Below are 15446 nucleotides of genomic sequence, written 5' to 3'. Positions count from 1 at the left end.
AATATATTGCTGCATACTGGTAAGCATCGTTAGCCTGTATTTTTCGCTCTGACTGTATCCGGTACACCTAAAAGGTAATCTTATGAGCAAAGCCGCAGGCAATTGCATTTGAGCAGCAGATTCCCGGCCCGCGCTTCACAGCGCAGCTGCCTTGGACTTGGCATCGGCCAGCAGCATCTCAATCAGCGATTGCAGCGGCAGCGGCTTCCATTTCTTCGGGTGGATCAGCAGCTGCAGGTCAAAATGGATTTCCGGATGCACAAATGGCAGCTCGGCCAGAGTGCCGCGTTCAATCTCCTCTTCGGCCACAATTCGCGGCAGCAGGGCAATGCCCAGACCGTTGCGCACGCAGCGCTTGATTGCCTCCAGGTTGGACAGCTCAAAGCCGATGCGGAATATGATCCCGTGCTCCCGCAGCAGGTTCTCGAACAGGCTGCGGTAAATGCAGCTCTCCTCGGAGACGATCAGCTCGCAGTTGTTCAAGTCCTGCAGCGCCACGCGGTCCAGCTTGGCCAGCGGGTGCCCCTCCGGGGCTACCAGCACCAGCGGTTCATCCCGGATGATCATCCGCTCCAGCTGCGAATCGGCGGTGCTGCGGTCGAGCATCAGGCCGATATCCACTTCTCCGTCCCTGATTTTGGTCACCAGATTGGCCTCCTGCTCGGTTTGCAGATGGATATTCAATCCGGGAAACGTAGTCCGCAGCTGCTGCAGAAACGGCGGCAAATAAAAAGCGGCCAGCGAATCTATCGTCCCGATTGTCAGGGTTCCCCCGATCTGCTGGGCGATGGTCTCCTTGGAACGGTCATACAAGTCCAGAATCTCCGCGAACAGCTTCAGCAGCTCTTCTCCGGGCGGAGTCAAGCGCAGCGCGCGTCCATGCCGCTCCATCAACGGAACCCCGTATTCCTTCTCGATCTTCTGAATCTGCATCGTCACACTGGACTGGGCATAGCCCAGCTCTTCAGCCGCGCGGGTGAAGCTCTGCCGCTTCGCGACCTCGCGGAAGGTCCGCATATATGTTAAATCCATAACCTCACCCTAACATCAATATTATTGATAGCCTACATCATTTATTATAGCTAACGCCGATGAAATATTCCATGCTACAGTAAGATAAAAGGATTTTAACATTTTGGAGGACGATATTCATGTTAACAGAAGAACAGATTTATGGAATTTATGTTCCCGTGGTAACCCCGTTCAATGCAGCTGGCGAGATCGATCTGGAATCGTATCAGCGTTATGTGAACAACATCATTAAGAACAGCATTCATGGTCTGGTCGTCAATGGAACCACTGGAGAATCGCCGACAGTCAACATACAGGAATTGCAGATCCTTGTGAACACCTCGCGGGAATTATTGAAATCAGGCCCGGTCCCGCTCGTCATCGGCACAGGCACCAACGATACGGCTTCCACTGTAGCCCGCACCGAGCTGGCTGCCAATTCAGGGGCCGATGCCGTGCTGGTGGTCGTACCCTATTACAGCCGTCCTTCCCAGCAAGGCATTATTGAGCATTTCCGCAAAGCCGCCGGGGTGGGCATTCCGGTTATTGCCTATGATATTCCGGGGCGCGCCGGGGTCGGCATGTCTGTAGACACCGCACGCACCATCCTTGAAATGAACAATGTCGTGGGATTAAAAGATTGCTCCGGCTCGCCGCTGCTCGTCTCCGAGCTGTCCCGGCTGGGCTCGAAGCCGGTGCTGTGCGGCGATGATCTCCATTTCTTCGATATGCTGGGCTGCGGAGCCGCCGGGGGCATGCTGGCTTCGGCCAACGTGCATACCGCGAAGTTCCTCGGCATCTACGAGCAGTTCAGAGCCGGACGGATTGAGGAGGCCAGAGCCGAATTCGAACAGCTGGTCCCGCTGATGAAGCTGCTCTTCAAGGAGTCCAATCCGGCTCCGATCAAATGGCTGCTCAGCGCCTGCGGAGAGATTGCCTCCGATACACTCCGCTTGCCGATGACCTCGATCAGCTCCGGGCTGCGCGAGGAATTGGGAGCCTATCTGGCCAGCACCGTACAGCAATAATTATAAAACAATATAATTACAGCGCCAAAAACCGCCTCTACACTGCCAGTTAGCACTGTAGGGGCGGTTTTTACTGCTGCTCTGCAGCCCTTTTTCTGCCGGCGTTCCCGGCCGCGGTACGCAACGCTTATTTCTGCGCCCAGATCTGCGGCTGCGTCTTCACCGTCTCTCCCGTCTGTATCGCCCGCTCAATCATCATCCCGAGGTAATGATCCTGCGAGGCCTCCGCCAGACTGTAAAAATCCGGTCCGCCGAACGTATAGTCCGCCATCCTCTGCAGACAGCCCGCGATCGCAAGTTCATCATCGTAGAGCCTCGCTGGAGCAAAAGGATTGTTGTACAGCCACTTTTCCCCGCAAATATAACCCTTGAGAAAATAGCCCTCCTGGTTTTCCAGCTCGCCTGCATTGACCCGCTTAAGCTCCAATTGCAGCGGAATGCGGTCTTCTTGCTGTAGCTTGACCCGGTCGTCAAAGATTTCTCCGCGCACACCGCGGATACTCATATGATTGGAACGGACCCAGGAACGGTGCTGGTCCTTCGTGAAATCGTAAATGCCCAGACGGCCGCCGAAATCCAGCCAGGCCAAATCTCTTTGCGAAGACACGATAACGTCTTCTACAGGCGGACCGCTGCGTCCCGGCCCCTTCACCCAGCGGGATTCAAAGCGCATGGCCCGGATCTGGGCAGGCTCGAAGAGAATGCCCAGCATCCGGCGCATTAAGCTGACAGCGTGATACATTTGGGAGATCGAAACCGTAGTCTCGGTGATGCTTCCCAGACGGCCGGAACGGATCAAGGCTTGCCGCGCCTCCTGGATCGGATGAAAGGCATACTGCTCGGCCACTTGCACCCGCGCACCGGCGAGGGAGAGCTTCTCGTGCAGCAGCTCAAGGCCGCGGATATCCGCGGCCGGAGGCGTCTCCGTCAGGGCCGGAATTCCCGCGCCGGCCAGCTTAAGCAGATAGCCCGTGCTATCCGCTGCGTTAACAGATACAACGGCGAAATCGGGCGTTTCCCTGTCCAGAAGCTCATCGAGGGACGGATAGGCATTGACCCCCCACCCGGCTTGCATCAGCCTGCCCTTCGCTTCGTCCCGCACAACAATTCCGCTGATCTGAAACTGTTCGGGCAGCGCCTGGGCAATCCGGAGATAATATTGCGCGCGATAGCCCGCGCCGCCGATGATGCTGAATTTTACGGACATGTGTATCCTCCCTGTAACTGTTGTTAGGTATGATAGCGCGGAGCGCGGTGAAGCAGCCCCTCCCTCGAATAAAACCGGCTTTCTCTGCCGAGAGGCAGCTCAACCGCGCTCTTCGTAATGGCAGCTTCATAGATGGCCGTGACAAGCTCTATCATCTTTCTGCCCTCATAACCGTCGATAAGAACTTGCCGCGAATTGTTCTCCAGCGCCTCCAGCACATTGTCAATCTGCCCGGCATGGCCGCTGTAGCGCAGCGGCTGCAGCGAATCATGCACCCGCTTAATTTCCTTCTCCAGTGCGGGATTCCGCTTCGGAAAGCCATTCTCCAGCTGAGTGGTGGCATAGATGGCCAAGGGCGACGATATACGTGCAAGCTGCCCCTGAAAGATCATCTGCCGCTCTTCGCCGTGATGCACCACAGAGCTGGTCACTTGCGCCAGACCTCCGCCGGGATAGGACAGGATGGCGACCGAAAGATCCTCCACCTCGGAATTTTCATGCGAGGTATTGCTCATCACAGCCTGTACCGAACGGGGCATGCCCAGCATCCACTGCAGCAAATCCAGGTGATGAATGCCGTGGTTAAGCGTGCAGCCGCCTCCCTCCTGCTCCCATGTGCCTCTCCACCATACATCGTAGTAGCTGCCGCCCCGCCACCAGAAAGCATCCGTCTGGGAGTGGACAATTTTCCCCGCCAAGCCGGAGTCCAGCGTGTGCTTCAGCCTCATATAGGAATCAAGAAAGCGGTTCTGCCCGACTACGGACAATAAGCTCCCTGTGCTCTCCGCCGCTTCCAGCATACGGTCGCATTCTTCCAGCGACATCGCCATCGGCTTCTCCACCAGCACATGCATTCCCGCCCGCAGGCAATCTGCGGCAATCTCCGCATGCGAATGGGGCGGAGTGCAGATAGAGACCAGATCGGCCTCTCCGCTCTCCAGCAGCTCATGATAATCCTGCACAATCCTGCAGCCGAGTTCAAATCTGTCCCGCAGCTGAACCGCCTTGGCTTCATGCCTGTTGATCAGGGCTGCGATTTGGCAGCGCTCCGGGAACAACGAATAGGCCTCCAAATGGGAAGCGGCGATTGAACCGGTGCCGATAATGGCTACGCGTATCATAACATTTTCACTTTCCCTTCTCACGATCTTCTGCTCAATTGATTAACTCCGTCGGATTCATTCCGGTGATCTTCTTGAACAGGGTGCTGAAATAAGGCACATTCCGGTAGCCGACCCGCTCTGCCACCTCATAGACCAGCATATTGCGCTCCAGCAGCAATTCACGCGCCTTCTCAATGCGCACCCGCGTTAAATAGCTGTTGAAGGTCTCGCCTGTGATGTTCTTGAAAATAATCGATAAATGATTGCGCGAAATGTATACCTTGTCCGACAGTTCCGCAAGCGTTAATTCTTCGGCAAAATGCTCATGGATATAGTGGGTCATGAAATCCACCACCTGCCTGTGCTTGCTGCTGCCCTTCCACAGCCTGCTGCCGCAGATTGCGGAGATTTTGGTCTGCAGCCATGCGGCCAGCTGATCCGGCTGTGTGAGAGTACCCAGCTCTTTGGCAATTTGATCATTCGTGAACAGCTCGTCCAGCACCAGTCCCGATTCATAGAGGCAATACGTAATGATCCCCCACAGCTCGCTCCCCAGCATCTGTATATAATCCTTGGTGATGCCTGTTTGCTTCTCCAGTTCCATCATATACTCGGCAACCAGCTGCTGCGCCTCTGTCTCCTGGGCCGTCTTCATCGCACCGGCGAGGCGGAAGGAGAACTTCACCGGGAACAGCGCTACGGCTTCCCGCCGGCGGTCCGGCTGCTCTCCGTAGGCAAACAGATCATAAGCAGGCAGCATCCGCTGCCCGCTGCCATCCATAGCCCGGAAGGCCTCCTCGGTCGAATCGGGAATTTGGGTCCATTGCTGCTTCAGCCCTCCTATCCCTACGCGGATAGACAGCTTCAGGCAGGCCCGGATGCTGTCGATCAGTTTGAGGCCCAATTCCTGCAGCAGCGCCTCCAGCTGCCCAAGCTGTTCCAGCCCGGGGTGGACAATAAGCACAGCTCTGGTGCTGTGCAGCTCGGTATATTCAGCACGGGCGAAGATTTTTCCGGCCACCTCGCAAGCAATATTGCTGATCGCAAAGCGGAACAGACTCCAATCCGACAGTGAAAGCTCGCTGGCCCGGATGTCGCGGACACAGTCAATGCCGACTACCATGTGGCTGCATTCCGTCCAATCCCGGTATGGCTGCGGCAAATACTCCCTATTGCGGTAGGTGTGGTCCAACGTGCCGACGGCGGCAGACCTCACCCACTCCTTCTCTATAAACGGCTCGTACAGCAGCAGTTTATGCGTAAGCTCTCCCTGCAGCAGGTTTTTCTCCTTCTCTTCGCGCAGTTCCCGAATGACCTTGCCCAGAATATCCTTCAGCGTCGTTACACTGATCGGCTTCGATACATAGTCGCTTACGTTGTTCCGCAGCGCCTGCCTGGCATGCTCAAAGTCCGAATATCCGCTTAAAATGATGATTTTCCCGGTATAGCCCTCTTTTCTTAACTGCTCAATCATATCTAGACCGTTCATCGACGGCATATAAATGTCCGTAATCACAATGTCGGGCCGGATTCCGCGCACCATCTCCAGTCCGTCCTCGCCATTCATCGCCTCGCCTGCCCATTCCGCTCCCAGCTCCTCCCACGGAATCACACGCCTCATCCCCTGCAGCACCTGCCGCTCATCATCGATAATGGCGATCTTCAGCATGATTTTTGCCTCCCTTTAGCCGTAGCAATCCGGACGTCCGGTTTACAGGGCTGTGAAATAAATCGCTTACAATAACAGGTTCAGTTCATATCCTGCTCCAAGGGCGCTTTCCCCGGAGGCTCAGACAGCAGCGGAATTACAATCTCCACCCGGGTTCCTCCACCTTCCCTCTCTTCAAGAGCTATGCCGTATTCCTCACCGAAATAGCCGCTGATCCGCTCACGCACATTGCGTATGCCGTAACCACCGGTCTGCCGCCTGCTCTTGTGCGGCTCCCCCGTCTGCTTCAGGCCGCTGCCATCGTCTTCAACGATAATATGCAGCGCATTGTTCCTGCTTATCATGCCGATATGGACATGGCCCTGCGTCCGCTTGTTGAACCCGTGAAGCACCGAGTTCTCCACAAACGGCTGGAGCGTAAGCTTCGGAATGAAGAGCTGCCTGAGCTCCGCCGGGACCGCAATGCTGTAATGCAGGCCTTCGCCCCAGCGGAGCTGCTGGATTTGCAGGTAACAGCCGATGTGCTCCAGCTCCTCGTCAACTGTAATAAAACTGCTGCCGCCCGACAGGCCCAGCCGGAACATCCGCCCCATCAGCTCCAGAATCCGGCTCAGCTCATCCTGTCCGGCCTCTATGGCCATCCAGTTGAGCTGGTCCAGCATATTATAGAGAAAATGCGGGTTGATATTCGCCTGGAGCGCCTCAATCTCCGCCTTGCGCTGCTGCTCGTAGCGCCGCTGAAGGGAATCGTACAATTCTTCGATCCGTTCATTTTGCTTGCGGTAGCCGGCGAACACATACCCGAATTCATTCTCATAATCCGCCGGCATCTCCATATTGTTGCCGCCGACCGAATAACTCCGCATGGCGGTTACCAGCTTTTTGATCGGCTTGGTGAACTCCCGGCTCAACCAGTGGGTAATCAGCAGCACCAGCAGCACCGCCCCGATGCCGATCAGCAGGATGACCTCAGCCAACCGGAAGCTGCTCGCGGTAATCTGATTCCAGGAAGTAATTTCAACCAGCGTCCAGTTGGAATTCTCCAGTCTTGAATAGACAAGCAGTGAATCCCCGCCCTGCCCGCCGTCCCGGATGTGGGCATAGCCGGACTGACGGCTTCCCAGTTCCATCCATTCCGAGGCTGTATCCTGGTCCAGTGCCTGGCCGATCTTCAGAAACTGCTGTCCTTCGGCATTCGTCATCATGCGGTTGGATTCAGAGGAATTCCCTGTCAGCAGGCCGCGGATTTCCTTGGCTTTGACATGAATGACAATGACGCCGAGGGAGGCATCATTGTATATGATTTTCCGCGCAAAGCTAAGCACCGGCACATCGCCCTGAAAGCTGGGGATATCATGCTCGCTGGTCCAGGCGAAATCATTTTTTTCCAGGACCGGCGACCAGTCCTGCAGCTTCAGATCGTCAGGCGCACGGAACTGGATATAGCTTTTGGCGTCACCCTGCAAAGGCTGGTCCATATACAGATCAATGCCCTGGATCAGCGGAATTGAATATGTTAAATTGGCCAGTGCGTGCTCAACGCCTAATTGCCCCCGGTAACGGTCGAATTCATCCTTTTGGCCGGCCAGAAAGGTAATCAGCTCGTTGTCCCGCGAGGTGGAGAGCGAGATTTGTTCAATCATGTCCAGCCTCGTAGAAATTTCATTATTCAGCTCATCCAGCAGCTTTTGCTGATAATGCGAGGTTGTCCGCACCAGCGCATTCGACGAAATGCTGTAGCTGGTCCAGGCAATAATGGCCAGGAGCACAATAATCAGGACCGCAAAGCTGCTGAAGAAGAGGCGGTCGATTCTGAATTTTTTGAAAGGATTGGTCATGCCGCTCTCTCCGTCCCGATCATAATCGCCCCCATCTTATCCTTTTATTCCCGTTGTGGCAATCCCTTCGACAAAATACTTCTGGAGGAACATAAAAACCAGCGTCGCCGGAAGAATGGAGACCAGGGACATTGCCAGCAGCTGCCCCCATTGCTGTGCCGATTGGGAATCGTTGATCATGCGCAGCGCCAATCCAACTGTATATTTGTCCACGGAATTCAGATAGAGCAGATGTCCAAGGAAATCGTCCCAATTCCATAAGAAGCAAAAGATCATCACGGTGACAATCGCCGGTTTGGTCAAGGGCAGCACGATGCGCCGGAAGATGCCGAACCACGAGCAGCCGTCGATTTTGGCCGACTCATCAAGCTCGCGCGGAATGCCGCGGATAAACTGGATCAGCAGGAAAACAAAGAACGTGCCGCCCGCACCGCTGGCCAGCAAATGCGGCACAATAAACGGAAGATAAGTGTTGACCCAGCCCAGCTGATAAAAGAGCGCATACTGCGGGATAATCAGCACCTGGCCGGGCATCATCAGGGTCAGCATCAGCAGGGAGAACCAGAAGCCCTTGAGCGGAAAGTCCAGTCTGGCGAACCCGAAGGCCACAAGTGTGCAGGAGGCCAGCGTGGCAATCAGGACGGCAAGTTCCAGCCCAAACGTATTCAGATAGAAGTCCGAGAAGGAATGTCCGGGAACCGAATTCCAGCCTTTGGAGAAGTTGCTCCAATTGGGCGAGGCGGGGAATATATTCGGGGAGCTCAGCTCACTGTTCGTCTTAAGCGAAGCGCCTACCCACCACAGTACCGGATAGACCATCACCGCACTGAACAGAATCATAAAAATATGGCGGATGGCTAATTTCATTCGTTTGCTCATTTGCGTTTTCTCCCTCCAGTGTCCGTTTCATAAAACACCCAGTATTTTGCGGAAAAGGCGATTATTACCGTTGCCAGAACGATCATCACCAGCATGATCCAGGCCAGAGCCGAGGAATACCCCAGCTGATACCGGCTGAAAGCGCGTTCGTACAAATACAGGGCATAGACATAGGTAGAATTCATCGGCCCTCCGTTGGTAATGACAAACGCTGAGGTGAACATCTGGAAGGCCCCGATGACGGCCATGATGAGGTTGAAATACAAAATGGGCGACAGCATCGGCAGTGTAACGCTGATGAATTGTCTGAAGCGTCCCGCGCCATCCACCGATGATGCCTCATACAGATCATTTGGAATCTGTTTCAGGCCGGCAAGAAAAATGACCATGGTGGAGCCGAACTGCCATACGGTCAGCAGAATCAATGTCCACAGCGCCGTCCCGGGGTTGGTAATCCAGCCTTTGCCTGCAATGCCGAACACACCGATAATTTTGTTGAATATCCCGTCCACGCCGAAAATATTCCGCCACAGCAGGGATACCGCAATGCTCCCCCCGATCAGTGAAGGAAAGTAAATCGCCGTGCGGTAAAAGGTGATGCCCTTCAGCGCTTTGTTTAGAATCAGCGCCACCACAAGTGCAGCGGCGAGCTTCAATGGAACCGAGGCGGCAACATACATGAAGGTTACCTTCACCGATTGGCTGAATTTCGAATCAGCTGTAAAAATAAGCTCATAATTGCGCGTACCCACCCACTCAATCGGCTCCATCAATGTGTAGTTTGTGAAAGAGTAATAGAGCGACAGCAGCAGCGGGTATGCCGTAAGACAGACAAAACCAAGAAGCCAGGGGGAAATGAACAAGTAGCCCGCAAGGGGAGCGTTCCATCTGCTTCGCTTGGCACGGATTTTGCTGGCCTTCGCAGCGCCTGCTGCAGTAACGGCCGTGGAACGAATCATCTGTGTCACCTCATATCATAGATTTATAGTTTAAGTATAAGGGCCGTCCCGGCCGCTGCTAAAGAAGGGAAAACCTCGAATTCTTTTGAAATATCACGAAAAAAAAGCAAAGGGATCAACCGGATGCCGCAGCAGGCATTTCTGTTGCTTCTTTTCACCGTTCGTTGATACGGTTATATTTATAAATAGTTCGAATTTGGTTTTGGAGGCAACGACATGGAAATTTTTGCAGACTTCCTCGCGCATATTGAGAATCCGCAGCATCGGGCCCGTACGGAGGAAGTTTTGGCTTGGGTCACTAAGAATTTTCCGAATTTAATGCCAAAAATCGCCTGGCATCAACCCATGTTTACCGATCACGGCACATTTATTATTGGCTTTAGCGTAGCCAGGCGACACTTGGCTGTTGCCCCTGAAAGAGCCGGAATTATTTATTTTTCTGATATAATTGTGCGTGCCGGCTATGATCACACCAAACAGCTGGTGCGTATCCAGTGGGATCGTCCGGTTGATTTCTCCTTGCTTGGGCAAATGATCGAGTTTAACATTGCGGATAAGGCAGACTGTTCAACCTTTTGGCGGAAATAAAAACAGGGTTGCCGTTGCACGCACTATTTGCGTTTCGTCAAAATGAGGGGCAGCCGTTGACGCCTCCTGATTCCGCTGCCGAGAAAACAAAACGGCTATGTGTCCTTGACCGGGCAGCGCAGCTGTTTGCATTTCAGGTGTGAGGCCGGCTGCGGTTCCCCGGCTCTCCGGTTCCCCTGGCCGGCCGAAGCTCTTCCTCCCCGATCGCTCCAGATCTTCCTGCTCAGACCCGGCGGCTACGCCCAAGTGGAATAAGGAAACGTAATCCCTACTTTCCCTTTTTCGCTTGCGTTAGCGGGAAAAAGAATACCTAACCGATCCGTTTCGCCCCCTTGCAGAGGAATACGCCTACATTATGATGAACTTGAAACATTCATAAAAAGGGCAGCCATCTTAGTGGGAAAAAGGATAACTAAGGCAGCGCATTCGGATCCTGATTCATCCCTAGTGGGAAAAAGTACAACTAAGGCAGTGCATTCGGATTCCGGATCATCCCTAGTGGGAAAAAGTACAACTAATTCGGCTGAAATCAGCCGTATGAGGGGAGCGGGCCTCTATTAAGTGTACAAAATCCCACTAAAGCCCGTTAAATCCAAAATTCCAGCCCATTAGTGTTACTTTTTACACTTCGCTTCCGTTCCCTATGAACCTCCTTGCGTTCCATCAGCGTTTTTCAGGTTCGCCGGTTCCATTCACATTAAATTACCTTTTTGGCTCAAAACCAAAATCAGCGGTTGACGAGGTGAATGAAGTCCGCTGCGGGTTCAGGGGGTTCTTCCGATCCCGCTGCTAAAGCCCGGTTTCCTGATTGGGAATAAGATTACTGGTTGAAACCGGTCTTTAAAAGCGAACACTATCGTTTCTCCGGAATTCCTCTGACCCTCCGCTATGTCCGCACTTAGTGCCGGTCCCTACTTTTTAGATGGAGACAGCTTTTTCCCACGATCCCTTTAAGAATTCCCCGTCCAATTAAGCGTACTAATTCTTACGAATTCCACTTCATTCACTCCATTCCACTTCACGTCCCTGCCCCGGTAGCGGCCTCGGTTGGACCCGCTCTATTCCCGCTTCCTCCTGCAAAACATAGAACCCACAGACTCCGCACGGCTCAGGAAACTCAGCACCATTCAGCAAACTCTGCAGACTCAGCAAACTCAGCACGGCTCAGTACGATTCAGCACGACTAAGACGCATTATAATTTTCCCCTAACTTCATACCTACCTTATCTACAGTTGACAAGAAGCATAATTTCCTAAACAGCAAAAAAAGCAGCGGCGCCGGTCTCCACTGCTTTCCCCAAAATCAAGCCTTCCCTCCCGCCTGCTGCCGCCAGGCAATGCCATCTGGAGAGCAAGGGTGCCGGGCCTGGATTCGCCGTTTATTTTTCGTAGGCCCGGGCTGCGGTCTTCAGCTCCTCATAGGCTTTTTCCGGCGTTATTTTGTTGAAGCTGAGCTGGTCACGGATAAGGGTCCAGTCCTTATCAATATAATTGGTCCAGCCGCCCGCACCGGCGCTCCAGGTCTGCCCATCCTTTTCCGTAGCCTGCAGAAGTTCCATGCCGACCTTATCCGCCTCACTCATTGACGATATCAATGCTGCGGCGTTCTGCTTATTTACAGGCAACCCGCGTGATGTCTTCAGGACCTGTGCTGCCTCGGGATCATTTACCAGCCAGTTGATGAACTTCTTGGCTTCCGCTTGATTCTTCGAGCCTGAAGAAACAGCCAGATACATGGAAGGCTTGAGCCAGCCGCCCGCTTCTTGTGAACGCGGCATGGTCACCAGCCCATAGGCCCCCGGCTTCAAGCTGTCCCAGGTGCCGTAGTTATTGGAGAAGCTCAGACGGAAGATGATCTTCCCCGCCACCATCAAATCCATTTGCGGATCAAATTGTTTATCCGAGGCATTCACATCTGCGGGAGGAACAATTCCATCCTTGCGCAGCTCTTCGAAGTTCTTGGTCCATTCCAGAAAAGTAGCCTGGTCAATATTGAAATGGCCATCCTCTGTAATTACCATGCCTTTGGCTTTGCTGTACTGAAATGCGGAATAGGCGAAATAGTCACCAGCTAAATCCTGCGAGAAATATTGGCCGCTCGGCAGTTTGCCTTTGGATTCCTTGGCGAGTGCGAAGAAATCATCCCAGCTCCAGCCATTCACCGGCGCCTGAATTCCCAGCTTCTCCAATGAGGCCTTATCATAAATCATCCCGTAGGCTACCGAGCCCAGCGGCACTGCATACTGCTTGCCATCCGCTTGACCGCCGGCCAGCAGCTTGGCATCAATCTGGCTGACGTCCACCTCCGGCGACAGCTCGGCAAGCTGATTGCGGCCTGCCCAATCCGGAGCCCAGCCCGGGTCCAGCTGAATAAGATCAGGGGCATTGTTCGCCGCAGCCTGGGTGGACAATTTGTCCAGGTATCCTTCCATACCGGAATACTCCGGTTCAAAGGTGATATCCGGGTGATTCCGGGTGTACAACTCCAGTGCCGCCAGCGTGGCCTCATGGCGCTCCTGCGCCCCCCACCACATGATCCGCAGCTTCACCGGCTGTCCCTCTGCCGCCGCAGTGTTGCCTGTGGAGTCTGCACTGTTTGGTGTCTTTTCTCCATTCCCGCAAGCAGCCAGCGAGCCCGTCAGCGCGATGGCCATCAGAACCGCAAGAGAACGCTTCCATTTCAACATCGTTAACCCTCCTGTTGTGAAACATTAATGTCTTGCTCTTTTACTAGATTATCAATTCAGGCTGGAAGTTCATATAAGAGCAATGCACGATTTGTTTTAAAATCCCCCGAACTCTCGGCTCCCCGGCCGCAGCGCAGAACAAAACTCCCCGGTATATTCAAAGGCCCTTTAACCTTCATTCCGCCTTGTAGCCTACATCTGCCGGAATCAAAGGCACTTTTACCTTTTATTCCTCCATCCAGCCTACGTCCGCCGGGATCAAAGGCACTTTTACCTCATTCCGACTTTGTAGCCCACATCCGGCAATTCTTGCCCGGACAGCAAAAAACAGCCTCCCTGACAGGGAGGCTGCGGTCTAAATCTATACGCCCCAGTTTACTGCGATCTGCCCGCTTTGGCGGCAGGCCTGCCGCCGGTGCGGCTGTTGTGGTTATTGCCCGGTCTGCCGCCTTCGCTGCCGGCAGGTCTGGTGCTCTGTCCGGCGGCTCCGGCACGTTCACCGGTTCTGCCGCTGTAGCCCCCGCCGGGGCGGCTGCTTGCGCCTGCTCCGCTGCCGTTCCCGCCGCTTGGCCTGCTGCCCGGGCCTGTCCCGCTGGCGGTGGCACCCGCGGGTCTTGCACCGGCTCCGGCTTTGTGGGCCGCTTCCCCGTTTGGTCTGCCGCCTGTGCCGCTGCCCTTGCTCCCGCCGGACCCGTTGCCCGGACGGCCGCCTTGTGTGAACCACTCCGACTTCGGCTTGCGCGCCGGACTGGTCTTCGCCTTCGCTGCCGGTTTTGCCGGAGCTTTAGCGGGACGTTCATTCAGCAGGGCCTGTGCGCTTTTGGACATCGGATACGCATGATCCTTCACTTCAGGGATCGTCTTGCCGATCAGCTTTTGAATATCCTTGAGGTACGGAATCTCCTCCGCCTCGCACAGAGAAATTGCGATTCCGCTCATTCCGGCACGGCCGGTGCGGCCGATGCGGTGAACATAGGTTTCCGGAATGTTCGGCAGGTTGAAGTTGATGACATGCGACAGCTCGTCAATATCAATGCCCCGGGCGGCAATGTCCGTTGCAACGAGCACGCGGGTAGCTCCGCTCTTGAAATTGCGCAGCGCATTTTGCCGGTCATTCTGCGATTTGTTGCCGTGAATCGCTTGGGCGGTAATATTGATTCGGGTCAAATCGCGGGTAACCCGGTCAGCACCGCGTTTGGTGCGGGTAAAGACCAGCGCCGACACAATCGATTTATCCTGCAGCAGGCGGTTCAACTGATTTTGTTTATTGCCGTTCTCCAGCAGATAGATCGACTGCTCAATTCTGTCCACCGTTGAGGAAACCGGGGTAATCTCGATCTTAACCGGATTCACCAGCAGCGTTTTGATCAAATTCGAAATTTCTGTCGGCATCGTTGCCGAAAAGAACAGCGTTTGTTTTTTGCCTGGCATTTTGGCTATAATCCGTTTCACATCATGAATGAAGCCCATGTCCAGCATGCGGTCCGCTTCATCCAGCACCAGAATCTGCACATACTGCAGATCGACATGCTTCTGGGTAATCAGGTCGATGAGCCGGCCCGGTGTGGCAATCAGGATGTCCGCACCCTGGCTTAATGCCCGCTCCTGGGCTTTTTGCGATACGCCGCCAACAATGGCTGTTGAACGGATATTGGTGAACTTGCTGTAGGCCTGAATATTTTCCGAGATTTGCAGGGCAAGCTCTCTTGTCGGTGTGAGAATCAGTGAACGGATCCGGCGTTTGCCGCTGGCCGGCTGCTGGCTAAGCAGCTGAATAATCGGCAAGGAAAATGCCGCAGTTTTGCCTGTTCCGGTCTGTGCGCAGCCAAGGACGTCTCTGCCGGCCAGAGCCGCAGGAATCGATTCCTCCTGAATTGGGGTGGGTGATGTATAATTTTCCTGGCTTAACGCCTTGAGAATCGCTGGGATCAAATTCAAATCATTAAAAGTCATGTTGTCTCCTTAATTTTAGGTACATATATTTTCGGATCATTGAACGAATGAAATTCAGCTTATGCCTGCGTCTCCACATAGCGCAGATGTAAGTCATAACACATAATGATACCACACATTTGCATATAAAATAACCCCGCCAACCAGGATATTTAATTCCATACTCGTTTTTAGACAGTGCACGCAGCGCAGCTGTTTGCATTTCAAGTGTAAGGCCGGCTGCTGAAGCCAGGCGGGAAGCCAAGTGGATAAGGTCTCTTCATATTCCGCCAGCCGCTTTTTCGCAAGTGTTAGTGGAAAAAAGGATACCTGATCGATCCCGGGCAACCATTTTAGTGGAAAAAGTACAACTAAGGTAGCGCATTCGGATACTGGATCATCCCTAGTGGGAAAAAGTGTAACTACTTAGGTCCTCTCTGTTACCCCCATCCAGATAATGGGTAAATAATACTCTAAACATATATATACCTAGCTGGAAGGAGGAGAGCAGAAATGAGTCCCGAAGACATTCGACGAATCAGCCG

Annotated in this window: 10 protein-coding genes and 1 pseudogene; 2 read left to right on the top strand and 9 right to left on the bottom strand. The window is 53.9% G+C overall.

Features of this window, described 5'->3' with window-relative positions; all coding sequences use genetic code 11:
• Nucleotides 1-135 precede the first annotated feature (135 nt).
• Nucleotides 136-1032, bottom strand: coding sequence for a LysR family transcriptional regulator (locus HYD27_RS02680; RefSeq protein ID WP_219211177.1), 897 nt, complete (start codon nucleotides 1030-1032; stop codon nucleotides 136-138).
• Nucleotides 1033-1151: 119 nt separating this feature from the next.
• Here HYD27_RS02680 and dapA point away from each other — a divergent pair, with 119 nt between their 5' ends.
• Nucleotides 1152-2039 (top strand): 4-hydroxy-tetrahydrodipicolinate synthase, encoded by an 888-nt coding sequence (gene dapA / locus HYD27_RS02675; protein ID WP_219211175.1) that lies wholly within the window; start codon nucleotides 1152-1154, stop codon nucleotides 2037-2039.
• Between the two features lie 127 nt (nucleotides 2040-2166).
• Here the strand turns inward: dapA and HYD27_RS02670 are convergent, their stop codons facing one another.
• The 6 genes from HYD27_RS02670 to HYD27_RS02645 all read right to left on the bottom strand — a co-directional run bounded on the left by HYD27_RS02670 (nucleotide 2167) and on the right by HYD27_RS02645 (nucleotide 9694).
• A complete protein-coding gene (locus HYD27_RS02670; RefSeq protein ID WP_219211164.1) occupies nucleotides 2167-3246 on the bottom strand; it encodes a Gfo/Idh/MocA family protein in 1080 nt (359 codons plus the stop codon).
• Nucleotides 3247-3269: 23 nt separating this feature from the next.
• Nucleotides 3270-4367, bottom strand: coding sequence for a Gfo/Idh/MocA family protein (locus HYD27_RS02665; protein ID WP_219211162.1), 1098 nt, complete (start codon nucleotides 4365-4367; stop codon nucleotides 3270-3272).
• A 34-nt stretch (nucleotides 4368-4401) separates the two neighbouring features.
• A complete protein-coding gene (locus HYD27_RS02660; protein ID WP_219211160.1) occupies nucleotides 4402-6018 on the bottom strand; it encodes a response regulator transcription factor in 1617 nt (538 codons plus the stop codon).
• Between the two features lie 80 nt (nucleotides 6019-6098).
• A complete protein-coding gene (locus HYD27_RS02655; protein WP_219211158.1) occupies nucleotides 6099-7856 on the bottom strand; it encodes a cache domain-containing sensor histidine kinase in 1758 nt (585 codons plus the stop codon).
• Between the two features lie 36 nt (nucleotides 7857-7892).
• Nucleotides 7893-8723: a carbohydrate ABC transporter permease gene (locus HYD27_RS02650; protein WP_219211931.1), complete on the bottom strand. Its 831-nt coding sequence runs from the start codon at nucleotides 8721-8723 to the stop codon at nucleotides 7893-7895.
• Between the two features lie 8 nt (nucleotides 8724-8731).
• On the bottom strand, nucleotides 8732-9694 hold the full coding sequence (locus HYD27_RS02645; RefSeq protein ID WP_219211156.1) for a carbohydrate ABC transporter permease: 963 nt from the start codon (nucleotides 9692-9694) through the stop codon (nucleotides 8732-8734).
• A gap of 216 nt (nucleotides 9695-9910) precedes the next feature.
• Here HYD27_RS02645 and HYD27_RS02640 point away from each other — a divergent pair, with 216 nt between their 5' ends.
• Nucleotides 9911-10282, top strand: coding sequence for an iron chaperone (locus tag HYD27_RS02640; RefSeq protein WP_219211153.1), 372 nt, complete (start codon nucleotides 9911-9913; stop codon nucleotides 10280-10282).
• A 1613-nt stretch (nucleotides 10283-11895) separates the two neighbouring features.
• Here HYD27_RS02640 and HYD27_RS02635 read toward each other — a convergent pair.
• Together HYD27_RS02635 and HYD27_RS02630 are read right to left on the bottom strand one after the other, a co-directional pair.
• Nucleotides 11896-12816, bottom strand: a pseudogene (locus HYD27_RS02635) (ABC transporter substrate-binding protein); the annotation flags it as partial.
• Between the two features lie 528 nt (nucleotides 12817-13344).
• A complete protein-coding gene (locus HYD27_RS02630) occupies nucleotides 13345-14922 on the bottom strand; it encodes a DEAD/DEAH box helicase (RefSeq protein ID WP_219211142.1) in 1578 nt (525 codons plus the stop codon).
• Nucleotides 14923-15446 lie beyond the last annotated feature (524 nt).

The sequence above is a fragment of the Paenibacillus sp. S150 genome, from assembly GCF_019352175.1.
In the GTDB taxonomy this organism is placed as follows: Bacteria; Bacillota; Bacilli; order Paenibacillales; family Paenibacillaceae; genus Paenibacillus_AQ.
The sequence above is the reverse complement of the archived record's forward strand: the minus strand, read 5'-3'. Positions and strand labels throughout refer to the sequence as shown.